We start from the raw sequence: 25,652 nt of genomic DNA on the forward strand, positions 1-25,652 counted from the left end.
GCAATGAGAACGCTACCTTATAAAAAAACCGTGTGCGCCGTCTTGGCCGGTCTGGCCCTGGCCGGCTGCGCCGCCGGCCCCGACTACGTCAAGCCCAAGCTGGATATCCCGACTAACTTCAAGGAAGACGGCCGCTGGAAGACGGCGGAGCCGCAAGACGCCATGCCGCGCGGAAATTGGTGGATGGTATTCCAGGACCCGACGCTGAATCAGTTGATGGACAGGCTGAACCAGCAAAGCCCGACCATCGCCCAGGCCGAAGCCCAATACCGGGAAGCCCAGGCGCAGTTGCGCCAGGCCGAATCCAGCCTGTTCCCGTCCTTGTCAGCCACCGCCTCGCGCAGCCATGGCGTCAGCACGCCCGGGACCGGCGCCGCCACCGGCTACAATCTGGGCCTGTCGGCCAGCTGGGAAATAGACCTGTGGGGCGCGGTGCGCCGCGAGGTGGAAGCCGGCAAAGCCAAGCAACAAGCGTCGGAAGCGCAACTGGCCGCCATCCGGCTCAGCAGCCAGGCGCAGCTGGCCACCGCTTATCTGCAATGGGTGGTGGCGGACCAGCAACTGGCCAATCTCAAGCAAAGCGAAAAGCTGCTGGCCGACACGCTGCAACTGACGCGCAACCAGTACGCCGCCGGCATCGTCGGCGACGACGCGGTGGCCTCGGCGGAAAGCCAATGGAAAACCGCCCAAGCCGCCGCCGTGGACAAACAGCTGACCCGCGCGCAACTGGAGCACGCCATCGCCGCCCAATTGGGACAAGCTCCCGCCAGCTTCGCGCTGCCGCCCTCCAGCGGCAAGCCGCGCCTGCCGCAAATCCCCGCCGGCCTGCCCTCCACGCTATTGGAGCGCCGTCCCGATGTGGCGGTAGCCGAACGCAATATGGCGGCGGCCAATGCCCAGATCGGCGTCGCCAAGTCCGCCTTCTTCCCCGCCCTGAGCCTGGGGGCCAGCGGCGGCTACCGCGGCTCCACCTTCGCCGATTGGGTCACGCTGCCCAACCGCATCTGGTCGGTCGGCCCCTCGCTGGCCTTGACGCTGTTCGATGCCGGCCTGCGCAGCGCGCAAACCGACCAGGCCATCGCCAGCTACGACGCCAGCGTGGCGAGCTATCGGCAGACGGTGCTGGCCGCGCTGCAAGGCGTGGAGGACAATCTGTCGGCGCAAAGCTTGCTGAAGGAAGAGTCCGATCTGCAAAGCTCCGCCCTGTCCTCGGCCAAGCGCGCGGAAACCATTTCGCTCAACCAGTACAAGGCCGGCACCGTGTCTTATCTGAATGTGATGAGCGCGCAAAACACCCGCATCGCCGCGGAAAACAATCTGTGGAATGTGGTGAATCGCCAGTACACGGCCAGCGTGGCCTTGATCGCCGCGCTGGGCGGCAGCTGGCAGTAAACGGCAAAAAAACAGCCCTGCCGCGAGGGACGGCAGGGCTTTAAATTTAGCCGCCCACGCCTCGAATGCGAGGCATGGGCTGGTCCGGCTTAGTTCACCGGGCAGCTGTTGCTGGCGCGGTAATCCACCACCTTGATCTTGCCGGCGATGATGTCCTTGCGCGCGGCGACGATCTTCTTCTCCATTTCAGGCGTGATCAGCGAACGATTGTACTGGTCCAGCGACCAGTCCACGCCGTTTTCCTTCAGGCCCATCAGCTTGACGCTGGGCTTCCAGGTGCCTTTCAGGCCATCGCGCATGGTTTCGTACACGGCGTTGTCCACGCGCTTGACCATGGAGGTCAGCACCGTGCCCGGCTGCATGTAGTTCTGGTTGCTGTCCACGCCGATGTAGTACTTGCCCGAAGCCTTGGCGGCCTGGATCACGCCCACATTGGACAGGGCGGCCGCGGCGAAGATCACGTCGGCGCCGCGGTCGAACTGGCTCTTGGCCAGCTCATTGCCGCGCGACGGATCGTTGAAGGCGGTGTGGGTGGTGCCCAGCATGTTCTGCAGCACTACAGCCTTCGGATTCACGTAGCGGGCGCCTTGCGCGTAGCCGCAGCCGAAGGCGCGGATCAGCGGCACGTCCATGCCGCCCAGGTAGCCCACCTTGCCGGTCTTGGACTTCAGCGCGGCGGCCATGCCCACCAGGAAGGAGCCTTCCTGTTCCTTGAAGGCCACGCTCTGCACATTGGCGCCCTTGGCGACGGAGTCGACCAAGGTGAACTTGGTGTTAGGGAATTCCTTGGCCACGGTCTCGATCGCCTGGCTGTAGGCGAAGCCCACGGCTACTACCAGGTCAGCGCCCTTGCGCGCCATATTGCGCAGCACTTGCTCTTTTTGGGCGTCGTTGGTGGGCTGACCTTCGCGGTAATTGATCTTGAACTCTTTCTTGAAGCGCTCCGCGCCGCCGAAAGCGGCCTCATTGAAGCTCTTGTCGAATTTGCCGGCCTGGTCGTACACCACGGCGACATTGAAGTCCTTGGCCAGCGCGGAGCCGGCGAACAGGGTTGCGGCTACGGCGCAAGCTGCGGTCTTGATCGCAAACGTCATTTTCATCAACTTTTCTAGTAATAGTAGTGGGATGGGTCAGCCGGACCGGCCGTGCCGGTCAGACACTTCAACGAAGGGAGACAACGCCTTGGACCGTGCTTTGTCTGTTTTGCAGCATAGACGAAACAGGACAAAAACGAATCGAACGGCGCGCCCGGAATGACACGCGTACAACTCGCCTATTGAAGTGGCCGGATTCTAGCGAGCGCCAGCCCCTTTGTAAACTTAGTTAGAAAAAATTGTCACATTGTTATAATTATCGCCGCAGATGGACGCAAAAAAGCCCGGAACCCGTCCGGGCTTTTCGTCTTACGGCCTTAATCGCGGAAGTTATTGAACTGCAGCGGCGCGCCGTTTTCCAGATCGTTGGCGATATCCTTCTTCAGCAGGGCGATGGCCTCTTGCAGCACGTCGCGCTTGGCGCCGGACACCCGCACCGCTTCGCCCTGGATGCTGGCCTGCACCTTCATCTTGGAATCCTTCAGCAGTTTGACGATTTTCTTCGCCAGATCGCTGTCCAGGCCTTCCTTGACCTTCAGCACTTTCTTCACCTTGTTGCCGGACACTTTTTCCAGCTTGCCGTAGTCCATGCTGCGCACATCCACGCTGCGCTTGGACAGTTTGCCCACCATGATCTCGTTGACCTGGTCGAGCTGGAACTCGGTATCGGCGTACAGCGTCACTTCCTTGTCGTTGAATTCGATGCGGGCGTCGCTGCCCTTGAAATCGTAACGGGTGGAAACCTCCTTGTTGGCTTGATCCAGCGCGTTGCGCACTTCCACCTTGTTCACTTCGGAAACGACATCAAAAGACGGCATAAAACAATCCTCAAATATAAGCAGCGGAATTCTAGTGGCCCGCCGCGCAATTGTCACTCGCCAAGCCATTGCCAAAGCGCGCCGGACATGGTGTGATCAGGTTCAAGATACCACGGAATACGCTCATGCTCGTCACCGCTTCGCAACTGGCCGCCTTTCTGGCGGCCGCCGCCTTGATTACCCTTTCCCCCGGCCCGGACAATCTGATGGTGCTGAGCCAGGGCATTTCGCGCGGCCGCCGCCAGGGCATGGCCTTTGGCCTGGGCTGCGCGCTGGGCTGCCTCAACCACACCCTGCTGGCCGCCCTGGGCATCAGCGCCTTGATCGCCGCCTCGCCGCTGGCCTTCACCGCGCTGAAAATCGCCGGCGGCGCATATCTGGTCTACCTGGGCTGGGGCGCGATCCGCAGCCCGGGGACCAGTTTCCGCGCAGACGGCGACGGCAGCCCGCAAGGCTCCTTGCTGGCCACTTTCCGCCGCGGCCTGATCGCCAACGCCATCAACCCGAAAGTAGTGCTGTTCTTCCTGGCCTTTCTGCCGCAGTTCGTCAACCCCGCCCATGGTTCGGCCGGGCTGCAAACCGCCATTCTGGGCACGATTTTCACGCTGCAAGGCGCGCTGATTTTCGGCTCGCTGGGCTACTTTTCCGGCCATGTAGGCCAATGGCTGGCCAAGAGCCGAAAAGCCAGCCAATGGCTGGACCGCGCCGCCGGCACGATTTTCATCGGCCTGGGTTTGCGCCTGATCCTGGCGCGCTAGGCCGCCTTTGCCGGCTTGCCTGAGCAAACCGGCTGTCGCACGTTTCTGGAGATGGAGACATGAGCTTAGCCATACAGCAAGTCAGCCTGCCCGCGCTGCGGCGCGGCCTGGACAATCTGGCCGCCATTCTGCGCAAGGCCGCCGCTGACGCCGAGACGCGCAAAATCGCGCCGGAAGTGTTTCTACAAGCCAGGCTGGCGCCGGACATGTTTGCGCTGACGCGGCAGGTGCAAGTCGTCTGTGACTTGGCCAAGGGCTGTGTCGCCCGACTGGCGGGCGCTGAGGTGCCGAGCTACGCCGACGATGAGCAGAGCTTTGACGACTTGCAGGCGCGCATCGCCAAAACGCTGGCCTATATCGACACCATCGCGCCCAGCCAGCTGGAAGGCAGCGAAAGCCGGCAAGTCACGCTGAAGATGCGCGGCAATGAGGTCAGTTTCGGCGGTCTGGATTACCTGAACCACTTCGTGCTGCCCAATTTCTACTTCCACCTCACCGCCGCCTACGCCATCCTGCGCCACAACGGCGTGCCGCTGGGCAAGATGGACTACCTGGGCGCGCCGCCGCAATAAACGCCACCGCTTGTCAAAACGGCGCGTGGGATGCCCTGCGCGCCGTTTTCTATTTTTTCAGCACAAACTCCACCAGCACCGTCTTGAAGATGAAGCCGGTCACGCCGAAACCCAGCGCCAGAAACAGCACGAACATGCCCAGCTTCCCGGCTTTGGACTTCTTGCCCAAATCCCAGATGATGAAACCCATGAACAGGATCAGCCCGGTCAGGCATACCGCCATCGAAATATCGGTGAATTGTTCTTCGGACACCTTGTCAGCCCTTTATTGAATCGATTCTTTCCGCCGCCGCGCGAGGCTTGCCGCCGCGCAACACCAGCGCCACGCCTGCCGCAGCCAGCACGATGCCGCCCATCGCCAGCGCGCTCAAGCGCTCGTCAAACAACAGCCAGGCCTGGACTGCGGTCAAACCCGGCACCAGATAAAGATAAGCCGCCACCTGGCTGACATCGCCTTCGCGCAACATCCGCATCAGCAGCAAAATGGCCAGCACGGACAACATCAACACGCTCCATGCCAGCGCGAAAACAAACGGCCCGCTCCACGCCACCGTCTGCCCGCGCTCAAACAGCAAGGCCAATATACCGGTCACGGCGAAAGCGGACAGATATTGATGAAACGCGCCGGCGATGGGATTGGCGCCGCCGCCGCGATATTTCTGGAACAAGGTGCCGCCGGTGATCAACACCAAGCCGCCGATCACGAAAGCCGCCCCGGCGCCGCCGCCGAAAGACACGCCCTTGCTGCCCGCGATCACCAGCGAAGCGCCGGCCAGGCCCAAGGCCATGCCCAGCCACTGCCGGGGGCGAAAGCGCTGCTCGCCCAGCGCCATGGACAGCAAGGCGGTCAGCAGCGGCTGCAAACCCATGATCAGGGCCGCCAGGCCAGCCGGCACGCCCAGCTTGATGGCGGCGAACAGACAGCCCAGATAGCCGCCATGCAGCATGCCGCCGCTGATCCACTGGCTGCGCATTTGCGCCGCGGTCGGCCAGGCAGGCCGCAGCGCCGCGATCAAGCCGGCAAAGCACAGCAGCGTCAAACCCATGCGCATGGCCAGGAAGGTGAAAGGTCCGCAATACGGCAAACCCAGCTTCGCGCCGGTAAAACCCGTGCTCCACAAGACCACGAAAACCCACGGAATCCACTGACTCGCGCGCATGGCGCCTCTCTCCTTATTGCTTTAAAGAACGAAAAATGGCGGCCGAGGCCGCCATGTCAACGGTATGGATATTGTATCAGCTGCGCTTGCTGCGCGCATTGGCGGCAATGCGCATCCGCAAGGCGTTCAGACGGATGAAACCGGCCGCGTCGGCGTGGTTGTAGGCGCCGCCGTCCTCATCGAAGGTGGCGATGGTCGGATCGAACAGCGAATCGGTCTTGGACTCGCGGCCGACCACGATGACATTGCCCTTGTACAGCTTCAGCCGCACCCAGCCGTTCACCGTGGCTTGCGACGCGTCGATCATCTGCTGCAGCATGACGCGCTCCGGGCTCCACCAGTAGCCGGTGTAGATCAGCTGCGCGTACTTCGGCATCAGCTCATCCTTCAGGTGGGCCACTTCGCGGTCCAGCGTGATGGATTCGATGGCGCGATGCGCCTTCAGCATGATGGTGCCGCCCGGGGTTTCATAGCAGCCGCGCGACTTCATGCCGACATAGCGGTTCTCGACAATATCCAGCCGGCCGATGCCATGCTTGTTGCCCAGGCGGTTCAGCTCGGTCAGCACGCCGGCCGGGCTCAGCGGCTGGCCGTTGACGGCGACGATGTCGCCCTGCTTGTATTCCAGCTCCACGTATTCGGCCTGGTCCGGCGCATTCTCCGGGCTCACGCTCCACAGCCACATATCCTCTTCCGGCTCCTGCGCCGGATCTTCCAGCACCGTGCCTTCGTAGGAGATGTGCAGCAGATTGGCGTCCATCGAGTACGGGCTGCCGCCGTTTTTCTTCTTGCTGATGTCGATGCCGTGGGTCTCGGCGTAAGCCAGCAGTTTCTCGCGGGACAGCAGGTCCCATTCGCGCCACGGCGCGATCACCTTCACATCCGGCTTCAAGGCGTAATAACCCAGCTCGAAGCGCACCTGGTCATTGCCCTTGCCGGTGGCGCCGTGCGATACCGCATCCGCGCCCACCTGGTTGGCGATTTCGATCTGGCGCTTGGCGATCAGCGGACGGGCGATGGAGGTGCCCAGCAGGTACTCGCCTTCGTAAATGGTATTGGCGCGGAACATCGGGAACACGAAGTCGCGGACGAACTCCTCGCGCAGGTCTTCAATGAAGATGTTTTCCGGCTTGATGCCCAGCGACACGGCTTTTTGGCGCGCCGGCTCCACTTCTTCGCCCTGGCCGATGTCGGCGGTGAAGGTCACCACTTCGCACTTGTACTCGTCCTGCAGCCACTTGAGGATGACCGAGGTATCCAAACCGCCGGAGTACGCCAAAACCACTTTCTTGATGTCAGACATTGCTTCTCTTTCTACTCGATTGTTTGCTATCCGCCGCCGGGGAACTCAGTTTTGGTTCCGGCCCAGCAACAGGAATTCGATCAGGGCCTTTTGCACATGCATGCGGTTTTCCGCCTCGTCCCAGACCACGCTTTGCGGGCCGTCTATCACCTCGGCCGCCACTTCTTCGCCGCGGTGGGCCGGCAGGCAGTGCATGAACAGCGCGTTCGGCTTGGCGTGCTTCATCAGCTCCGCCGTCACCTGGTAGCCGACAAAAGCTTCGCGACGGGCGTCCTGCTCGGCTTCAAAACCCATGCTGGTGAACACGTCGGTGGTGACGATGTCCGCGCCGTGCGCGGCGCGATGCGGATCCTGGGTCAGCTCCAGCGTTTCCGGGCCGTAATGATGGCCATCCAGCGCCGTGAGCTCATAGCCCAGCGGCGAAGCCACCCGCAAGCGGAAGCCCAGCACCCGCGCCGCCTGCAGCCAGGTGCGGCACACATTGTTGCCGTCGCCGATCCAGGCCACTGTCTTGCCCTTGATCGAGCCATGGCGCTCCACATAGGTGAAGATGTCGGCCAGGATCTGGCACGGGTGGTATTCATTGGTCAGGCCGTTGATCACCGGCACCCGCGAATGCGCGGCCAGGCGCTCCACCATCGGCTGCTCGAAGGTGCGGATCATGATGATGTCGCTCATCCGGGACAGCACGCGCGCGGTGTCCTCTATCGGCTCGCCGCGACCGATCTGCGAGCTCTTGGTGTCCAGAAACATCGCATGGCCGCCCAATTGCGCCATGCCGGCCTCGAACGACACCCGAGTGCGGGTGGAATTCTTTTCGAACACCATGGACATCACCTTGCCGACCAGCGGCCGGTACAACTCGCCGGCGCTTTGTCGTCGCTTCAGGACCTGGCTGCGCGCGAAGAGATGGTGGTACTCGTCGGGAGTGAGGTCGCTGAATTGCAGGTAATGCCTAGGGGACGTCATGATGCTCCAATCAAAAAAAGAGGCCGCTGCGCGTGCAACACCGAGTGGTGATTTCATGCGCAACGGCACATTACTACACGCTGGTCTCAAGTCACTTTACAGATGACGCACTTCTGCCACGGCAAGCAAAACTTACAGAAATGCGACATTTGTTATATTTATCGGAAATCCTCCTGTCTGACAAGCTCTCAGCTGAATAAACCGCGTCCCGGCAGTTCCGCCAGCTCCTGCACCTTCAAAACGCGCAGGAAAAACTCGCCGCCATCTTCCGCCAAACCGTGCATTTCAATGCTTTTCTGCGTTTTCTGCAGCCGGGCCAGGTAAGACAAAATGGTATCGTCCACCACCTGGCCCGGCACCAGCACCGGAATGCCGGGCGGATAAGGGACGATTTGGTCGCAACAGACTCGCCCCGTCAGCGCGGCATTGGGCCGGCCATCGTCGTCCAGCAGCGGCAGCCGCTCGCCCGCCTCGTAGAAAGCGTCGCGCGGCAAACATGCCAAACGCGTGAAATGGGGAACCTCCGGCATCCGCCCCAAGGCGCGGGCCGGACGGTTCTCTTTGGCCAGGCGCAGCATCGCATCGTACAGACGCGACAATTTGCTGCGGGTGGTGCCTATGGTGAGCAGCAGCGTGATGGTGCTGAAGGTCGATTTCTCCACCTGGATGTTGTAGCGCTCGAACAGCGCCTGCTGCAGCTCGTCCGCGGTAAAGCCGGAGCGGCTGAAATCGACGGTCAGCTTGGTGGGGTCCAGCCTGATGCCGTCTTCGCGCACTTCCGGCGGCAGCAGATCCTCCAGTTCCAGCACGCGGAAGACGCCGGTGGAATTGATCTTCTCGCGCAATTCCTGCGCCAGCTTCAGCGTGCGGTCCAGCAGGCGGTAGCCCTCCATCACAGCCTGTTTGCGCGACACGTCCAGGCTGGCGATCAAGTTGTACTGCGGGCTGGTGGAGGCATGCATATTGAAGTTTTCGCGGAACAGATGCTCGTCGAAGCGCGGATCGTTGACGTGAATCATGCTGGCCTGCGAGAACGCCGACAGGATTTTGTGCGTGCTTTGGGTAACGTAGTCGGCGCCGGACTCCAGCGCCGTGGGGCGGAAGGCCGGATGAAAGCGGGCGAAGCCGTACCAGGCCTCGTCCACGATCACCTTGATGCCCTTCTCATGCGCCGCATCGATGATGGGCTTGAGATCGTAGCGCAGGCCATCGTAAGTGCAGGAGGTGAGGATCAGCACCCTCGCGTCCGGGTTCTCCTCAATCGCCTGGAAGATGGTGGTTTTGGGCACCGGCCCAAAAATGCCGAATTGCTTGTTGATCGATGAATCCAGATACACCGGCAAGGCGCCGGACAGAATCACCCCATGATGAACGGACTTGTGACAGTTGCGATCCAGCAGCAGCTTGTCGCCCGGCGCCAGCAGGGTCTGGAAGATCACCTTATTGGAGGTGGAGGTGCCGTTGGTGGCGAAATAAGTCTTCCTCGCGCCGAAGGCCTTGGCCGCCAAGGTTTGCGATTCGGCGATCACGCCGGTCGGGTGCAGCAGCGAATCCAGCATCGGCACCGATACCGACAAGTCGGCGCGCAGCAAGTGCTCGCCGACAAAGTCATGGAAATCGCCCACCCAAGGGCTGCCCTTCAGCGAATCGCCGCCGGAATGGCCGGGCGTATGCCAGGAATCCTTGGCCATGCGCACGTATTGTTTGAGCTTGTCGTAGAAGGGCGTGGCGGACTTTTCCGCCAACTCCGCCGACAAGATGCGGAACCAGCCGTTAAAATCGGCCTCGTCGCGGTAGAAATAACCATCCACCGCGTGGCTGGCCAGTTCCTCCACCAAGGCGCGCTCGTCATCGTCCTGCAGAAAGACATAGAGCGAAATCTCCGGCCGGAAATCGCTGATGCGGTTGGCGAGCTGCCCCGCCGCCTGGCCATTGCCCTCCCCCTTCAATTGCCGGTCCACCAGCACCACCTGGACTTCGCCGTCGCGGGAAATCAGATCCAGCGTTTCCGCGGTGCTGACCGCCGGCACGAAAGTCAGGCCGAACGGGTTTTCCAAACGCACGGCGGCGGCCCCCAAGCCGGCCAGCACCTCGGACTGCCATGTCACATCGTCGCTGACCACGACGACGCGGCTAACGGGTTTCATTTGGGCTTCTCCTGATTGTGTTTGCTGCGCTCGCTATTGGGTCTGTCCGGCGCGATTTTTATCTTTGTGTGCCCTATCCTATCCACATCTTGCCTTCGCCGTCATTATGCGGACGCACATAGGCCGCATGCGGTACAATCGCCGCATGCTGACCGATGCCGAAAAAGACGCGATTCGCGACCATTACAAAGCCATTTCCGACCGCCTGCCGGGCTTCACCCCGCGCGCCTCGCAAAGGAGGATGCTGGCGGAAATCGCCAACACCCTTTCCCGCGCCCAGGAGAAGGCGGATGACGAGTGGCCGGAGCGCGAAGGCGAAAGCATCGCCGTGATCGAAGGCCCCACCGGCGTCGGCAAGAGTTTGGCTTACTTGCTGGCCGGCGGCGTGATGGCGCGCGCGCGCGGCAAGAAGCTGGTGGTCACCAGCGCCACCGTGGCGCTGCAAGAACAACTGGTCAATCGCGACCTGCCCTTCGTAGTGGAAAACAGCGGCCTGCCGCTGACTTTCGCCTTGGCCAAAGGCCGCGGCCGTTATCTCTGCCCTTACCGCCTGTACGGCCTAACCGCCCAGCACGCGCAGCAAAGCCTGCTGCAGCCGGACCCGATGATGGCCTTGTGGGACCACAAGCCGGAACAGGCCGAACTGGACGCGCTGACCGCCATGGCCGACGCCTTCCACTACCGCAAATGGAACGGCGACCGCGACAGCTGGGAAACCGTGGTGGAAGACGGCCTGTGGGCGCGCGTCACCAATGACCGCCACGGCTGTCTGAAAACCGCCTGTCCCAATCGCGTCGAATGCCCGTTCTACCTGGCGCGCGACACGCTGGAAAACGTGGACGTGGTGGTGGCCAACCATGATCTGATGCTGGCCGATGTCTCCATGGGCGGCGGCGTGATCCTGCCCGCGCCCGAGGAAAGCTTTTACTGCATAGACGAGGCGCACCACCTGGCCAAGAAGGCGATCAACCAGTTCGCCGCCGAACATTCGCTGGTGCAGGCTTTCGGCTGGCTGGACAAGGTGGCCGCAGTGGTGGTGCATGCCGAAACCCACACCGGCAAAGCCGAACTGGCCAGCAACGCCATCGATTCCGCCGCCGCCTGCGTGGAAACGCTGACCGAATGGCAATGGCTGCTGGGCAGCGAGGAAGCGCTCGCCGCCAGCAGCGACAATCTGGAGCCGTCCTGGCTGATCGAGGACGGCATCCTGCCGGAGCAGCTGCAAGCGCCGACCGCCAACCTGGCCATCTCCGCCCGCGCGCTGTCCAAGCAGCTGGACGATATGGGCAATGCGCTGTCGGAGGCGCGCAAGGACAAGAGCGGCGATTCCGATCTGGACAAAACCGCCACCGAGCTGGGTTTTCTGATCGGCCGCGCCGAACAAATGGCCGCGGTGTGGGATTTGTTCGATACCGAAACGCCGGAAAACGCGCCGCCCATCGCCAAATGGATTACCCGCAAGGCCGAGGGCAAGGGCGATTACGTGTTCTCCGCCTCGCCGGTCAGCGCCGCCGCCAGCCTGGCCGCCACGCTGTGGCGACGCGCCGCCGGCGCCATCCTCACCTCGGCCACGCTGCGCTCGCTGGGCGATTTCGAGCTGCTGCTGGCGCAAACCGGCCTCAAGTGGCTGCCCAAGGTCAGCAGCCTGGCGCTGGATTCGCCTTTCAATTTCGGCGAACAAGGCGAACTGTATCTGCCGCCCTTGCAGGCCAGCCCGAAAGACCCAGGCGGCCATACCCGCGAGATCATCGAGTGGCTGCCCAAGCTGATCGACTTGAAAGAGGCCGTAGGCACGCTGGTGCTGTTCTCCTCGCGCAAGCAGATGCAGGAGGTCGCGTCGGGCCTGCCCTTCGAACTGAAAGACCGGCTGCTGATCCAGGGCGACATCCCCAAGCGCACGCTGCTGGACACCCATCACCAACGGCTGAAAGACCAGCAGGCCAGCGTGATTTTCGGCCTGGACTCTTTTTCGGAAGGCCTGGACTTGCCGGGAGAAAGCTGCGTCCATGTGATCATCGCCAAGCTGCCGTTCGCGATGCCGGACGACCCGGTGGGCAAAACGCTGTCGCGCTGGATAGAAAAACGCGGCGGCAACCCCTTTATCGAACTTACGGTGCCGGAAGCCTCGATCAAGCTGGTGCAGGCGGTGGGACGGCTGATCCGCACCGAGCGCGACTACGGCCGGGTCACCATTCTGGACAACCGTTTGACGCGGCAAAGCTACGGCAAAAAGCTGCTGGCCTCGCTGCCGCCATTCAAGCGCATATGATTTTCAGGTATGATCACGTAACTTTCGCAATAGCACATACGCCGGCCGAAAAAACGCCTTAGCAGCGACGACAAAACAGGCTACACCAATAGCAAACACACTGGTTCCACCGCCATGATCTGTAATCCCTACGAAATTGTGATCCAAGGCCTGACCTCCGAGGGTCGCACCTTCCGCCCCAGCGACTGGGCCGAACGCCTGGCCGGCATCCTGGCCTCGTTCGACACCAACCAGAAGCTGTCCTACCACGCCTTTGTCCGCCCGATGCTGCTAGAAGGCGTCCGCTGCGTGGCCGTGGATAAGAAACTAGAAAAGATTTATCCGCAGATCTTTCAATTCTTGATGGACTTCGCAAAAGACAATGATCTGCGCGTGGTCGATTGTCGGACACTAATCGACGAGGTGTATCCGAACAAGTTTTCGGCATAAACGCAACAGGCGTCGTATTATTACCACTCTTTAAGCCAGTTTCGAAACACTCCCGTCATATTCTGTGGTTAGACTAAGACAAAGTTGTGGCACAGCCATGCAAACATAAGACATGGCCTCCCACGCTTGACCCAAGAACTCACAGACTTGACTTGGAGTACTCTCATGCAGAAGAAAAATCTGGCAGCACTTGTTGCATCCCTGTTCATCGTCCCGGTCGCCGCGCACGCTGACGTCACCATCTACGGCTTCATCAGCGGTGGGATTGAATCCTCCAAGGCCACCGGCAACACTGCCTCCCCGTACAGCTCCCGCACCCGCGTAGTCGATGACAACTCGCGCATCGGCTTCAAAGGCAGCGAAGACATCGGCAACGGCACCAAGGCCATCTGGCAAGTGGAAAGCAGCCTGCGCAACTTCGAGCAAGGCGGTGTCAACGACAAGGGCCAAAGCGCGACTCTCGGGACCCGCAACACCTTCGTCGGCATCAGCGACAGCGACATCGGCAAGGTCATCTTGGGCAACAACGACACCGCCTACAAGATGTTCACCGGCAGCGGCAACAGCGCTCTGGGCACCGACGTCATGGTCAACACCACCGCAGACAACTTCGGCTCCAGCTCGGTCAACAGCCGCGGTGAAACCCGTCTGGTTAACTCGCTTCACTGGTTCTCGCCGAACTGGTCCGGCTTTACCCTGGGCGCTTCTTGGGGCGTGGACGAAGCTCGCGCCAACGACGCGAACAAGCAAAGCACTGACGCCAAGCGCATCTCCCTGGGCCTGGGCTACAACTGGGGCGGCTTGAACCTGGCCACCGCCTATGACAAGCAATACGACAAGGGCACTTCCTTTGACCCGAAATCCGGCGCCCTGACCACGGCAATCGGCTCGGGTAAAAATGTTACGTTCTACAGCATTGCAGCCAGCTACAAGTTCGACTTCGGCACCTTCATCGGCGGCAACTACGAATGGGGCACCTACGATCAACTGGCTGGCGGCCAAGTCAAGCAAGACGACTGGCTGATCGCTCTGGGACAGGATTTTGGCGCTGCTTCGGTTAAGTTGTCCTATGGCGAACTGGGCACCCTGAAGAATGTCGCAACCGGCATCAATGGCGATGACTTCAAGGCCAAGCAATGGACCCTGGGCGGCACCTACAATCTGTCCAAGACCACCCAGCTGCTGGCCTACTACACCAAGATCACCAATAACGCCAAGCAGAACGCCAACTTTGCCAACAACCCGGTTTTCGACAACGGCACCTCCTTGTCCGTTGGCAACGATCCGCAAGCTCTTGGCATGGGCATCAAGGTTTCGTTCTAAGAAGAACGACACTTCAAATCAAAACCCTGCGGATTTCCGCAGGGTTTTTTTATTGAAGCCATTCCGTCAATGACGGACTAGGGTCCGTTTAGCTCTTATGCATCATGATCCGCAAAATCTGGGTATCGGTCTGCGCCATGCCGTCATAAGCCAGCTTGCCGAGATTGGCGATGGACACATCGACATCATGCGCCACGATGCCTTCATTGCCGGTCACTCGCGTGCCGTCCAGCGCCATCAGCACTGACTTGTAGGCAGATCCAGCCGAGGTGGACACCTTCATCGCGCAGCTATTGGATGCGCCGTCGCAGATCATGCCGGCCAAGTCGCCTATCATGCTGGAAATCGCCATGCTGACCGCCGGATAGCCGCCATTCAGCAGCTCGGCCATGCCCGCCGCGGCGCCCATCGACGCCGTTGTCACCGCGCATAGCGCGGACAGCCTCGGCAGACGCGTATGAATATAAATGGCGATCAGGTGCGACAACACCAAGGCGCGCGTCAGCCTCTCCTGGTCCGCCTTGACATGTTCCGCCACCACCACCACCGGCATGGTCGCGGCGATGCCTTGGTTGCCGGAGCCGGAATTGCTCATCGCCGGCAGGGTGGCGCCGCCCATGCGCGCATCGGACGCGGCCGTGGTGCGCGTGAGAATTCGAGACAGCAAACCTTCGGACAACAGGCCGGCCTCGATCTGACGCTGCAGCGTCGCGCCGATATGCAGGCCATAGCGGCCGCTCATGCCCTCATCCGCCAGGGCGCCGTTCAACACAGCGGCCTCATGAATGAAATACATCATCTCCAACGGCGCATGCATGGCGAAGTCATAGACATCGCGCGCGGTCGCCCCGTCGATATCGTACTGTTCCACCGGCTGCCGTTGCGACAGATCTCGCTTCAGCAGCACTTCGCCATTATGTTCGATCGCCACCACATTGGTATGTGCGTCGGCGATGGCTACGCGAGCGTACTCCTCGCCATGCCAAACACAGGCCTCGGCGTAAAGGATGTTCGGCACATCCGCCACGCCCAGCTTGACCTTGCCCTCTTCCAGCATGCGCTTGCCGCTCTGCACATGCTCAAGCGTCAAGCTCTTCAACACCTCAAGCTTGGCATCCGCATCGCCGCCCAGCGCCCCGACAGCCGCCGCGATAGGCAAACCCACCGTCCCCGTTCCCGGCACCGTCACGCCCATGCCGTTTTTCATCAGGTTGGCAGAAACCCATGCCTCGATGCGCTCGGGCTGCTTGCCTAGATGACGAGCGGCCAAGGCCGAAGCCAAAGCCAGGGAAATCGGCTCGGTGCAACCCAAAGCCGGCACCACCTCCTGCTTCAACGCTTTGACGAACTCGGCCCACAGGTTTGCATCACGTTCTGACATGCTCGCTCCACCACACAAAACAAATTGATATAAGCAAATAACTTTCAGCTTACTTTACCATCAACTTGCCCTGCTGTGGCTTAAAAAATAGGCAAACTGCGCCTGCTCAAGCTTACAGACATCACGCGGCCTCCCCTCGCCTGGCCAATCCATCGCCAGGCAGGGGCTCACATAAGCTTGCAGACCATCAGGCCCGAATCCAGCCTGCCGCGATAGGCCTGGCCAACAAGCGTCGATAGCATGACTCCAGCGCGGCAACGACAGCTGTCTCATACCGCCCCCACAACGGGGACAATGCGGCGTACCAACACAGCGACACCAGCAGCGCGCCCAACATGTCCAATGGGAAATGCACGCCCAGAAAAACCCGGGACCAAGCCACCAGCACCCCGGCAATCGCCAGCAAGCAGCCCCAGCCTCGCGCCGGACTAAAACTCCAGCACAACGCCATCATGGCGAAAATGCTGCCGTGATTGCTGGGGAAGGACGGCGTCGCATCGTGCGCCAGAAAGGTATAGCCGATAGGCATGGCGAAAGGCCGAGGATGCGGCCAGACCAACCCGATAAGGTAATTTCCCAGCAGCGCGATGATCGTCAACACGCTGCTTTTCACGATGGCGCCGCGCAACTCTGGCCTGCCCCATAGCCATAACGCGGCCAGCATGACCGGCAGCAATTTCAAAACATCGCGGGCGATGAACATCGCGACATGAATGGCCATGGCCGAGCTTGCTGGCGTCGCATTGATTTGCAGAAACAGGGCGAGATTCAGTTCTTCAACAAAGGACATAAATAGATAGGCGCTTACTGCTGCGCTGAATTGAAAATGAAAGGTCGTAATGTTAGGACTATTTCGCTTGTTTTGGTTCCACATCAAATAAAAATACCATTGACATCAATCAAAAGGCTATGTCCCAATTCCGTGTTGGGAGCTATGCTGAATACAGTAGCAGACCGGGAGTCGCGCCATGGATGCCCAGAGTTTTCAGCGTTTTCTTGCCCAACTGGATCAGCTCACGCTCAAACAGAGGAGCTTGCTGTCTTCTGCGCTTAAACATCCCACTCACCATGACGCCATTCAGGACGCCTTGCCTGACCTGACGGCTTGCCCACACTGCCAGGCCGAGGCCAACCAGTTGGCGTTATGGGGCTGGAGCCGAGGCCTGCGGCGTTATCGCTGCAAACAGTGCCACCGGACCTGCAATGCCTTGTCGGGCAGTCCATTAGCCAAATTGCGCAAGGCCGATCGCTGGCTGAGCTACGCCCAAGCACTGCAGGATGGCTTGACCGTGCGAGCAGCCGCTCGTGCATGCGGCATCAGCAAGAACACGGCTTTCCTATGGCGGCATCGCTTCTTGCATCGCGCATCAGACCATCTGGCGGCGCAAGCCCGAGGCATCGTCGAAGTAGATGAAACCTTCATTCTGGAATCATTCAAAGGGCAGCGGTGCCTCCCCCGCGCGCCGCGCCAGCGGGGTGGCGTCAGCCAAACACGGGGAACCGGGCCGGATCAGATTCCCATCATGGTGGTGCAGGACCGAGAGGGACATATAGCGGACTTCAAGTTGAAGAAGCTCAATGGCGCTCATGTGGAAGCGGCTTTAGCCCCGTTGGTGGATAGCGACGCCATCCTGTGTTCGGACGGCGCAGCGGTGTACTCGACCTTTGCCAGGCAGCATGGCATTACCCATCGAGTCGTGCATGCCAAGACGGGACAGCGGGTACGCGAGGGGGCGTTCCATATCCAGCATGTGAATGCCTACCATAGCCGCTTGAAGCTTTGGATGGCTCGATTCCACGGGGTTGCCACCAAATACCTTGAAAACTATCTGGGGTGGCGACGGATGCTGGAGCGCTATCAGCAAACCATGCAGCCTTGCCACTGCTTGCAGGAGGCAGTGGGTCGTCCCTTGCAACACATTATTGGGACATAGCCAATCAAAAACAGAGACAAGCCAATTTTAAATTTAGACTTACAACTGCACTAAAGTACAGCTCACGCCATTTGCATGCGCGCCTGTCCCCTTTCTATTCTGGCAAGAGATTCCCCCATTCCTTGATGCCCTGGAGATTCGGACATGAGCTATCTCGATACGCCCCGCATCCACTTCGCCGGCGTGTTTCAAGCAGACCCCTCCACCGTCAACAACGATGTCCGCTACTACAACAATGACACCTTCCGCGAGCGCTACCAGCATCAGCACTATCCCGGCGGAGATGCATCGTACGATGCCGCCGAGGGTTACTGGAACCCGGACGGCACCGGCATTTTCCGTTTCATCGATTGCAAGGTGACCGGCGCGCGCCTGGGCGACCAACTACTGACCTGTTGCGATGACGACCCTGTCATCGGCATGCGGATTGAAAACGCCGACCGGCAAGCGCCCGGCAAGATCGTGGATCTGGATCCGCAAATGCAATACGTCTCCCAGGTCTGGGGCCTTCAGGTCCGTTTAGCCAGCGCCACTCAACGCGCCTTGTTTTGCGGCGACTTACTGCCCGTCGCCTTGATGAATCTATGGAGCCGCCAGCTGAATAAGACATTGCGCTGGGAGCAGACCATGGCGGCGAACTTTCAATCACTGCTTCAACAGGTGGAATGGGGCGATGATTTGAACTCCCCGCTGCTGCAAGCCCTGCGCGACAACAGTGATGACGGCCTTCTGTCCATTAACTTCAACCTGTACGGCTACACTCGCGAAAGACAAAGCCAACGCTTCACCATGGGCCTGCTCAGCGGCAGCATCGGCCCAGGCCGCAAACATGAACCCAAGCATTTCGTGCTGGGCAGGCACCTCAGCACCGCCTTGATGCCGGCGCAAGGCGCGCCCTTCCCAACCCAGCCCTTGGGCGGCGTCTATGGCTTTTCCTGTTCGCACCACACCGATAGCCAGGCGCTGACCGCCGATTTCGGCCTGGCGCTCCCCATAACGGACGGCAGAGGAAAACTGCACAACCTCGGCACTTTGACCCTTGCGCTGACGAACCCGAAAGAGGGATTCGATCCGACGCAAGACACGATCACCCGGCAATATTTCGCCATTCTTGGCGAGCTGGATTACCAGCAAGCCGATTGGTATTTGCAGAACGCCGGCATCCAGACCTTTAGCTACAAGCTTGGCGAGGAAGACCAAGACCAGGACGGCGATACGCTGGAAGAACAGACTCGCAAGAAGCAAAGGCGGGAAGACAAGGCGTTCATCGCTGAGCATATCAACGAACTGCCCTTGCTGCTGCTGGGGCCCCAGCGTTGCGACGGCAGCTACCCCATCTTGACCAGAGAGTCATTGGATGGGTTTTACGCCCGCGCCGACGGACACGTCTTCCGGCTGAACCCCGATCAGCCGCAAACCGTCGAATTTTGGAGCACGCAATTCGGCCAGCCGCTGGCCTCTCGCCTGCACGTCTGGCAACAGCCACCCGGCAACCAGAACAGCAATCCGATGGGCGGCACCGGCATGGGCGACAACTCGCTGCATCCGCCGGTCAACACGCCGGCAGTCGGCGCGCCGGAACGCAATCTATCCTTTCCCGATACCGTTGACACCAACGCGGACGGCAAAGGCAGCCTGGCTTTGACAGCCAGCCCGCCGCCCGGCGATTCCCCGCGCGGCTATATAGACGGCCAGCTTTACGCGCTGCGCTGCAGCTTCCAGCCGCCGCCGGCCTCGCTAGAGCAAAAGCAAGCCACCCCGGCTGGCGGCCCGTTCTGCGAATACTGGAATTTCATCAGCGCGCTCGCCTTCAATCGCATCGTCGCGCCGGAGCGGCCAAATTGGGAACGAGACATCCGGCCCATTCTGCGACAGTACGGCAACCTGTACCCGATCATGAGCAAGCATCTCGTCGATCTGGGCTGTTACGACTCGGTGTACGCGCATCGGTACGCACTGCGCCAGGCATTCTCGCTGCCGCCGTCCGACCCCAACTACATGCCGGTGACCCGCGATCTGTCCGACGCCAAGCGCGCCATGCTGCTGGCCTGGCTGAACGAGCAGATAGAATCGCCGCCGGCCGCCGTTCCTGGCAGCAAAACCGAACCCGCCGCGCCCCAGGATGCCGGCGCGCAAACCGCGCGATAAGGAGCCGCCATGCACAAGATCGACCCCAAATTCATCAATCGGCTCCTGGCCGCCACAGAACCGGCGCAATTGCACGAGTTCCTGCAAAAGGCGGTTGAACTGGAGCACAGCACCATTCCGCCCTATCTGGCTGCGATGTTCTCGCTGAAGCCGGGATGCAATCGTGAAATCGGCGGCATTCTGCACGGCATCGTGATGCAGGAAATGCTGCACATGACCATCGCCGCCAACATCCTGATCGCCATCGGCGGCCACCCCAAAATCAATACCCCGGAATTCATTCCAAAGTACCCTGGCCCGCTGCCGATGGGCATAGGCGATGGGCTGATCGTCGGCATCGAAGCCTTCAGCCTGGAACTGGTGAGCACAACCTTCATGTCGATCGAGGAGCCTGAGCACCCCATTCCCATCCAGAAACTGAAGATGCAGCAGGACTACCGCACCATCGGCCAGTTCTATCAAGCCATCAAGGACAAATTGATCGAGCTGCAGGATGCGCTCACCTTTGGCAATCGCGAGCGCCAAGTCCTGAACTACTTCCCCGATGATGAGCTATTCGCAATCGACAGCCTGGACAGCGCGCTTGACGGCATCGACATCATCGTCAGGCAAGGCGAAGGCGCCTGCGATACGCCATACCAGAACCCCAATGCGCCGGAGCGCTTCGACGATCTGGCCCACTATTACAAATTCGAATCCATCGCCAATCAGCGGCAAATCAGCCCCTGTCCTGACCAGAAAGGCTATTGCTTCGGCGGCCCGGCGATTCCTTTCGACAAGAACGGCGTCTGGGAGATGAGACCCGACCCCAAACCGGAAGATTACCCGCCCAATAGCCAAGCCAGAGCGTTGATCGAACGGTTCGCCTACAGCTACAGCAGCCTGCTCAATTGCCTGCATCAGGCCTTCAATGGCCAGCCCGAGAAAATGGATTCCGCCATAGGCTTGATGTTCGACCTCAAGGTGCTGTCCGCCAGCCTGATGAACCCCTCGATCCTGCTTGGCTTCGACGATAAACACCAGCCCCTGCCGCCCATAGGCCTCAGCTTCGTCTACCGGGACGTTCAGAGCGGCATGAGTTACGACTGAAATGGCCAAGCCTACATCACCATCGGAGCCTGACATGCCGGTATTGGACCACGCTTTGCAAACGGACAGCGCCCCCTGCGATGCCGTCCACCAGAAGATCACCGTGACGTTCGACTATCCGGTTCTGTTCACGCGCAAATTGCTGGAGCCCGCCAACACCACCCTGCTCCACGCTATCTCGCGCAATGAGCCCCAGCGCCGCCACCGTTTTGTCGTGGTCATCGATCAAGGCGTCGCCAAGCTCCGGCCCGATATGGCGGAGGAGTTTGAGCGCTATGCGGACCATCATCGCCATCAATTGCAGCTTGCCACCACGCCGCGGATTCTGCCGGGAGGCGAATCAGTCAAAAACAACACCGCCATGCTGGAAGCCTTGCAGCAATGGCTGCACGATGAGCACATCGATAGGCAAAGCTGCGTAGTCATCGTGGGCGGCGGCGCGCTGCTGGACATGGCGGGCTTCGCCGCCGCCACCGTGCATAGAGGCGTCCGGGTCATCCGAGTGCCGACCACGGTGCTGTCGCAGAATGACTCCGGCGTCGGCGTCAAAAACGCGGTCAACGCATTCGGCAGCAAAAACTTCCTCGGCAGCTTCGCCCCGCCCTATGCCGTCATCAACGATTATGACTTCATCGCCACGCTGCCGATGCGCGACAGGATAGCCGGCATGGCCGAAGCGGTAAAAGTGGCCGCCATCCGCGACCTGGCTTTTTTCAATTGGCTGCAAGCCCACGCCACCGCTTTGCGTCTGGGAGAGGAGGCGGAATGCCAATACATGATTCGGCGCTGCGCCGAATTGCACCTGGCCCACATCGCCCAGGCCGGCGATCCTTTTGAATTCGGCAGCGCCCGCCCTCTGGATTTCGGCCACTGGGCCGCGCATAAGCTGGAAGCCATGAGCGGATATCAGCTCAGCCACGGAGAGGCGGTGGCCATCGGCATGGCGCTGGATACCTGCTACGCCGTGCTGACCGGGCTGCTGACCATGGGTGAAGGCAGCCAGTTGTGCCGGCTGCTGGAACAGCTGGGCTTCACGCTATGGACCCCTCTGTTGGAGTTGAAGGACGAATCCGGCCGCCATCTCTTGCTCAATGGCCTGGACGAATTCCAAGAACATCTCGGCGGCGAACTGACCGTCACCCTGCTCCAAAAGCTGGGACAGGGCATCGAGGTCCATCAAATGGACAAAGCCATGCTGGCAGCCGGCATTCAATGGCTAAGGCAGGGCCTGCCTGAGACCTGCGCATGAAACTATCGCCTCCCGAAAGCGTGGATCTGGGGCACCTGTGCTATTGCGCCAACATCCATCCCGGCGAAAGCTGGGATGAAACCCGAGCGGCGCTGGGGCGCTTTCTTCCCCTCGTCAAAGCCCGCATCTCGCCGGATGCGCCATTCGGCGTGGGCCTGCGGCTCTCTGCGCTCGCGGCTCAGCAGCTGGAGCAACAAGCGCCGCTCCTGGCCGAATTCCAACAATTCCTGGCGCGGCATCAGTTCTATGTCTTCACGATCAATGGTTTTCCCTACGGCCGCTTTCACGGCGCCAAGGTGAAGGAACAGGTCTACCAACCGGATTGGCGACACCCCGCCAGGCTGGAATACAGCAATAGATTGGCCAGACTGCTGACCGCGCTATTGCCAAAAGATCAACCGGAACTGAACGGCAGCATCAGCACGGTGCCCGGAGCCTTCGCCGCGCACCTTGCCGACGCCGGCGGGCTGGATCTCATTATCGGCCAGCTCTTGGCCCATATCGCCGAACTGCATCGGCTGCATATGGAAAGCGGCCGCCAGATTCAATTGGCGCTGGAGCCCGAACCCGGCTGCCTGCTGGAAACCTGCGACGATGCCATACGGCTTTTCCAGCAGCGCCTGCTCTCGCCGGATACGCTGGCGGAGCTGGCGCGGCTGTGCAGCTGTCCGGCCAATCACGCGGAAACGCTGTTGCGCCGCCATCTGGGCCTGTGCCTGGACTGTTGCCACGCCGCGGTGGAGTTTGAAGACATCGAAACCAGCCTGAATCGCCTGCGACAGGCAGGCATCGCCATTGCCAAACTGCAATTGAGCGCCGGCTTGCGGCTTCCTTCGCTGCACAAGCGGCACGAACCCGCCCTCCAGGCTTTCGCCGAAGATGCCTATCTACACCAGGTTGTCCAACAGGCTAACGGCCAGCTGACCCGCTTCAACGACCTGCCCGAAGCGATGGCCCGACTGGACGCGGCCTACGGCGCGGAGTGGCGCATCCACTTCCACGTGCCGCTGTGGGCCGAGCGATTCGGCGAACTGGAAAGCACGCGCGATCAAGTGGAGCGGTTGCTGGCCCTCCATCGCGCGCACCCCGTCAGCCGCCACCTGGAAGTGGAAACCTATAGCTGGGGCGTTTTGCCGGAGACCTACCGATCCATGCCCCTGGAAGACAATCTGGCGCGCGAGCTCGCCTGGGTGAAGGAGAAACTGCAATGATGAATTGGCGCGTCGCCTTGCGTCTAGGACGGGTTTCCAACCTGCCGACGGTGTGGAGCAATGTCGCCGCCGGCGCGGCGCTATCCGGCCGGTTGCCCGCAGCCCAGACCCTGCTCTCGCTGCTGTTGGCCATGTCGCTGATCTACTGCGCCGGCATGTTTCTCAACGATGCCTTCGACCATGAGATCGACGCGCTGGAGCGCCCGGAACGGCCCATCCCCTCCGGCCAGGCCTCCCGACGCGAAGTATTGGCTTTCGGCTTCGCCATGCTGGCGGGCGGCGTCGCGCTATTAAGCAGCCTGGGCCTGCCCGCCTTGCTGGCCTCGCTGCTGCTGGCCGCTTGCGTGGTGTTCTATGACTTGCGCCACAAACAAAACCATTTCAGTCCGCTGCTGATGGGTTTGTGCCGGGCGCTGGTTTATTTCACCTCCGCCCTCGCCGCAACCGGGGGGCAACTGCCCGCGCCGGTATGGCTGGGCGCCATGCTGCTGCTGGCGTACCTGATGGGGCTGACCTATGCCGCCAAGCAGGAGGGAGCCGGCCGCATCACTCGCGCCTGGCCCCTGCTGGGGCTGGCCGCGCCCGCGCTCTACTTGCTGACCCAGCCCGCCAGTTGGCAAGCCTGGCTATGCCTGGGACTGTTCTCCGCCTGGGTCAGCCGTTGCGCCTGGCTGTCGCTGTTCCGCGCCAAACCGGACATCCGCGCCGCGGTCGGCGGATTGATCGCCGGCATCTCGCTGTACGACGCCTTCCTGATGGCCATGCACGGCCTCCCTCTTTGGGCGCTGGGCGGCGGAGCCGCCTTCCTGCTCACTTGCGGATTTCAAAAAAGGATAGCGGGAACATGAGGGTACTCGACGAACTGCTATATCGCGAACTGCGGGAGCGCGCCTCGCCCGCAGGGCTGGCTTGGCTTGAACGCTCGACCGAAAGCTCGATGCGGCAGGATGACGGGAATTTCCTGCGTTTGTACGCCAGCGCCGCGCGCAAGCTATCCAATCGTCCTCTGCAAGAGCCGGAACTGAACGCGCTCAGCCGCGCGGGGGTGACCGATGCCAGCGCTTGGCATGCCGCCGTTATCGGCCGCCTGCTGTTGTTGCGCGCCGTTCTGCTCGACAGAGCGCAGGCCTCGGCCCATAAACTGGTATTTGAACTATATCGGCAAGGCGATGCCGGCGAACAACAAAGCTTGCTGCGCTCGCTGCCGCTTCTCCCTATGCCAGAAATCCATCTGGACACCGCGATAGGTGCCTGCCGCAGCCATATCCAGGGCAATTTCGAGGCCATCGCCTGCGACAACGCCTATCCGGCGCGTTTTTTCCCGGAACTGAATTTCAACCAGATGGCGATCAAAGCCCTGTTCACCGGCGCGCCCCTCGCCAAGGTGCAAGGCCTGGCCCAGCGCCTGACGCCGGAACTGATCCGCATGGCCGAGGATTTCCTCAGCGAGCGCCAAGCGACCGGATACGCCATTCCCGCCGACATCCAGCTGATACTGAAAGGAAGCCGCCATGAAAATGTTTGATCCGCACATCCATATGAGCTCCCGCACCACCGACGACTACCAGGCCATGCAGCGCGCCGGCATCGCCGCCATCGTCGAGCCGGCTTTCTGGATGGGCCAGCCGCGCACCCATGTCGGCACTTTCGAAGACTATTTCCTGTCCCTGCTGGGCTGGGAGCGATTCCGCGCCGGCCAATTCGGCATTCGCCATTACTGCACGCTGGGCCTGAATCCCAAGGAAACCAATAGCGCAGACATCGCAGACGGCGTCATTGAATTGCTGGACCGCTATCTGGATAAAGAAGGCGTGGTCGCCGTGGGAGAAATCGGCTTCGATGACGAAACCGAAGCGGAAGAGCGTTACTTCCTGCTGCAACTGGAGTTGGCCATCAAGCATGACTTGCCGGTGCTGATCCACACCCCTCACCGCGATAAAAAGAACGGCACCATCCGCAGCCTGGCGCTGGTGCGCGAAAGCGGCATAGACGAAAACCTGGTGCTGATAGACCACAACACCGAGGAAACTTTGCCGCTGGTGCTGGAAAGCGGCTGCTGGGCCGGACACTCCATCTATCCCAACACCAAGATGAGCGAACCCAGGATGGTGGCCCTGGTGCAGCAGTACGGCAGTGAACGCATCATCATCAACAGCGCCGCCGACTGGGGCATCAGCGATCCGCTGAAAGTGCCAAAAACCGCCCAAGCCTTCCGCGAGGCCGGCATCAGCGAAGAGGCCATCGAGACCATTGTATGGCGCAACCCGGTGCGCTTCTTCGCGCAAAGCGGCAAGCTGGACATAGAGGAAACCGAGTCCGAGCTGCCGGTAGACCAGCGCAAGCAATGGGAAGGCAATTCCGTGCTACGCGGCCAGCAACCGCGGGTAGACGAACTGGAAAACTGAT

General features: G+C 60.9%; 23 protein-coding genes. 14 read left to right on the forward strand and 9 right to left on the reverse strand.

The genetic code is table 11. The annotated features are described in order from the left end of the window. Nucleotides 1–3 precede the first annotated feature (3 nt). A complete protein-coding gene (locus NKT35_RS21240; protein WP_254297026.1) occupies nt 4–1,392 on the forward strand; it encodes an efflux transporter outer membrane subunit in 1,389 nt (462 codons plus the stop codon). An 89-nt stretch (nt 1,393–1,481) separates the two neighbouring features. Here the strand turns inward: NKT35_RS21240 and NKT35_RS21245 are convergent, their stop codons facing one another. Both NKT35_RS21245 and NKT35_RS21250 read right to left on the reverse strand, forming a co-directional pair. Next, nucleotides 1,482–2,492 carry a BMP family lipoprotein gene (locus NKT35_RS21245; RefSeq protein WP_254297028.1) on the reverse strand — a complete coding sequence of 337 codons (1,011 nt, stop codon included), beginning with the start codon at nt 2,490–2,492 and terminating at the stop codon, nt 1,482–1,484. Nucleotides 2,493–2,803: 311 nt separating this feature from the next. Then, complete coding sequence (locus NKT35_RS21250; RefSeq protein ID WP_254297029.1) at nt 2,804–3,304, reverse strand: YajQ family cyclic di-GMP-binding protein; 501 nt, start codon at nt 3,302–3,304, stop codon at nt 2,804–2,806. 125 nt (nt 3,305–3,429) lie between these two features. Between NKT35_RS21250 and NKT35_RS21255 the strand changes: the two genes are divergently transcribed. Next, nucleotides 3,430–4,062: a LysE family translocator gene (locus NKT35_RS21255; protein ID WP_254297031.1), complete on the forward strand. Its 633-nt coding sequence runs from the start codon at nt 3,430–3,432 to the stop codon at nt 4,060–4,062. Nucleotides 4,063–4,121: 59 nt separating this feature from the next. Beyond that, nucleotides 4,122–4,634, forward strand: a complete 513-nt coding sequence (locus NKT35_RS21260) for a DUF1993 domain-containing protein (RefSeq protein WP_254297033.1) — start codon at nt 4,122–4,124, stop codon at nt 4,632–4,634. Nucleotides 4,635–4,683: 49 nt separating this feature from the next. Here the strand turns inward: NKT35_RS21260 and NKT35_RS21265 are convergent, their stop codons facing one another. The 5 genes from NKT35_RS21265 to NKT35_RS21285 all read right to left on the reverse strand — a co-directional run bounded on the left by NKT35_RS21265 (nt 4,684) and on the right by NKT35_RS21285 (nt 10,213). Beyond that, nucleotides 4,684–4,887, reverse strand: a complete 204-nt coding sequence (locus NKT35_RS21265) for a DUF2788 domain-containing protein (protein ID WP_254297034.1) — start codon at nt 4,885–4,887, stop codon at nt 4,684–4,686. Between the two features lie 4 nt (nt 4,888–4,891). Beyond that, nucleotides 4,892–5,794 carry a DMT family transporter gene (locus NKT35_RS21270; RefSeq protein ID WP_254297036.1) on the reverse strand — a complete coding sequence of 301 codons (903 nt, stop codon included), beginning with the start codon at nt 5,792–5,794 and terminating at the stop codon, nt 4,892–4,894. Between the two features lie 76 nt (nt 5,795–5,870). After that, complete coding sequence (locus tag NKT35_RS21275; RefSeq protein WP_254297038.1) at nt 5,871–7,097, reverse strand: argininosuccinate synthase; 1,227 nt, start codon at nt 7,095–7,097, stop codon at nt 5,871–5,873. Nucleotides 7,098–7,142: 45 nt separating this feature from the next. After that, nucleotides 7,143–8,066, reverse strand: coding sequence for an ornithine carbamoyltransferase (gene argF / locus NKT35_RS21280; protein ID WP_254297040.1), 924 nt, complete (start codon nt 8,064–8,066; stop codon nt 7,143–7,145). A 188-nt stretch (nt 8,067–8,254) separates the two neighbouring features. After that, nucleotides 8,255–10,213: an aminotransferase class I/II-fold pyridoxal phosphate-dependent enzyme gene (locus NKT35_RS21285; RefSeq protein WP_254297042.1), complete on the reverse strand. Its 1,959-nt coding sequence runs from the start codon at nt 10,211–10,213 to the stop codon at nt 8,255–8,257. A 145-nt stretch (nt 10,214–10,358) separates the two neighbouring features. Between NKT35_RS21285 and dinG the strand changes: the two genes are divergently transcribed. The 3 genes from dinG to NKT35_RS21300 all read left to right on the forward strand — a co-directional run bounded on the left by dinG (nt 10,359) and on the right by NKT35_RS21300 (nt 14,234). Then, nucleotides 10,359–12,482 (forward strand): ATP-dependent DNA helicase DinG, encoded by a 2,124-nt coding sequence (gene dinG / locus NKT35_RS21290; protein WP_254301420.1) that lies wholly within the window; start codon nt 10,359–10,361, stop codon nt 12,480–12,482. Nucleotides 12,483–12,596: 114 nt separating this feature from the next. Continuing rightward, nucleotides 12,597–12,911, forward strand: a complete 315-nt coding sequence (locus NKT35_RS21295) for a DUF3579 domain-containing protein (protein ID WP_046167115.1) — start codon at nt 12,597–12,599, stop codon at nt 12,909–12,911. Between the two features lie 165 nt (nt 12,912–13,076). After that, the gene (locus tag NKT35_RS21300) at nt 13,077–14,234 is read left to right on the forward strand and encodes a porin (RefSeq protein ID WP_254297044.1); all 1,158 of its coding nucleotides are present in this window, start codon (nt 13,077–13,079) and stop codon (nt 14,232–14,234) included. Nucleotides 14,235–14,322: 88 nt separating this feature from the next. Here the strand turns inward: NKT35_RS21300 and NKT35_RS21305 are convergent, their stop codons facing one another. Together NKT35_RS21305 and NKT35_RS21310 are read right to left on the reverse strand one after the other, a co-directional pair. Beyond that, nucleotides 14,323–15,615: an L-cysteine desulfidase family protein gene (locus NKT35_RS21305; RefSeq protein WP_254297047.1), complete on the reverse strand. Its 1,293-nt coding sequence runs from the start codon at nt 15,613–15,615 to the stop codon at nt 14,323–14,325. 187 nt (nt 15,616–15,802) lie between these two features. Beyond that, entirely contained in the window at nt 15,803–16,336 is a 534-nt protein-coding gene (locus tag NKT35_RS21310) for an undecaprenyl-diphosphatase (protein WP_254297049.1), read from the reverse strand. Between the two features lie 247 nt (nt 16,337–16,583). On the opposite strand from NKT35_RS21310, the gene NKT35_RS21315 reads away from it, so the two are divergent. The 8 genes from NKT35_RS21315 to NKT35_RS21350 all read left to right on the forward strand — a co-directional run bounded on the left by NKT35_RS21315 (nt 16,584) and on the right by NKT35_RS21350 (nt 25,651). Further along, on the forward strand, nt 16,584–17,549 hold the full coding sequence (locus NKT35_RS21315; RefSeq protein WP_254293992.1) for an IS1595 family transposase: 966 nt from the start codon (nt 16,584–16,586) through the stop codon (nt 17,547–17,549). 144 nt (nt 17,550–17,693) lie between these two features. Beyond that, entirely contained in the window at nt 17,694–19,697 is a 2,004-nt protein-coding gene (locus tag NKT35_RS21320) for a hypothetical protein (RefSeq protein ID WP_254297051.1), read from the forward strand. Nucleotides 19,698–19,706: 9 nt separating this feature from the next. Then, nucleotides 19,707–20,786, forward strand: a complete 1,080-nt coding sequence (locus NKT35_RS21325) for a ferritin-like domain-containing protein (RefSeq protein ID WP_254297054.1) — start codon at nt 19,707–19,709, stop codon at nt 20,784–20,786. 34 nt (nt 20,787–20,820) lie between these two features. Continuing rightward, on the forward strand, nt 20,821–22,035 hold the full coding sequence (locus tag NKT35_RS21330; RefSeq protein ID WP_254297056.1) for a 3-dehydroquinate synthase: 1,215 nt from the start codon (nt 20,821–20,823) through the stop codon (nt 22,033–22,035). Beyond that, nucleotides 22,032–23,246 carry a metabolite traffic protein EboE gene (gene eboE / locus NKT35_RS21335; protein WP_254297058.1) on the forward strand — a complete coding sequence of 405 codons (1,215 nt, stop codon included), beginning with the start codon at nt 22,032–22,034 and terminating at the stop codon, nt 23,244–23,246. Before NKT35_RS21330 ends, eboE begins: the two co-directional genes overlap by 4 nt. Beyond that, a complete protein-coding gene (locus tag NKT35_RS21340; RefSeq protein WP_254297060.1) occupies nt 23,243–24,094 on the forward strand; it encodes a UbiA family prenyltransferase in 852 nt (283 codons plus the stop codon). The genes eboE and NKT35_RS21340 overlap by 4 nt, the downstream gene beginning before the upstream one ends. After that, nucleotides 24,091–24,771, forward strand: a complete 681-nt coding sequence (locus NKT35_RS21345) for an EboA domain-containing protein (RefSeq protein ID WP_254297061.1) — start codon at nt 24,091–24,093, stop codon at nt 24,769–24,771. The genes NKT35_RS21340 and NKT35_RS21345 overlap by 4 nt, the downstream gene beginning before the upstream one ends. Further along, nucleotides 24,758–25,651, forward strand: a complete 894-nt coding sequence (locus NKT35_RS21350; RefSeq protein WP_254297063.1) for a TatD family hydrolase — start codon at nt 24,758–24,760, stop codon at nt 25,649–25,651. The genes NKT35_RS21345 and NKT35_RS21350 overlap by 14 nt, the downstream gene beginning before the upstream one ends. Nucleotide 25,652 lies beyond the last annotated feature (1 nt).

Origin of the sequence: Chromobacterium sp. IIBBL 290-4, assembly GCF_024207115.1 — a bacterium.
Lineage (GTDB): Bacteria > Pseudomonadota > Gammaproteobacteria > Burkholderiales > Chromobacteriaceae > Chromobacterium.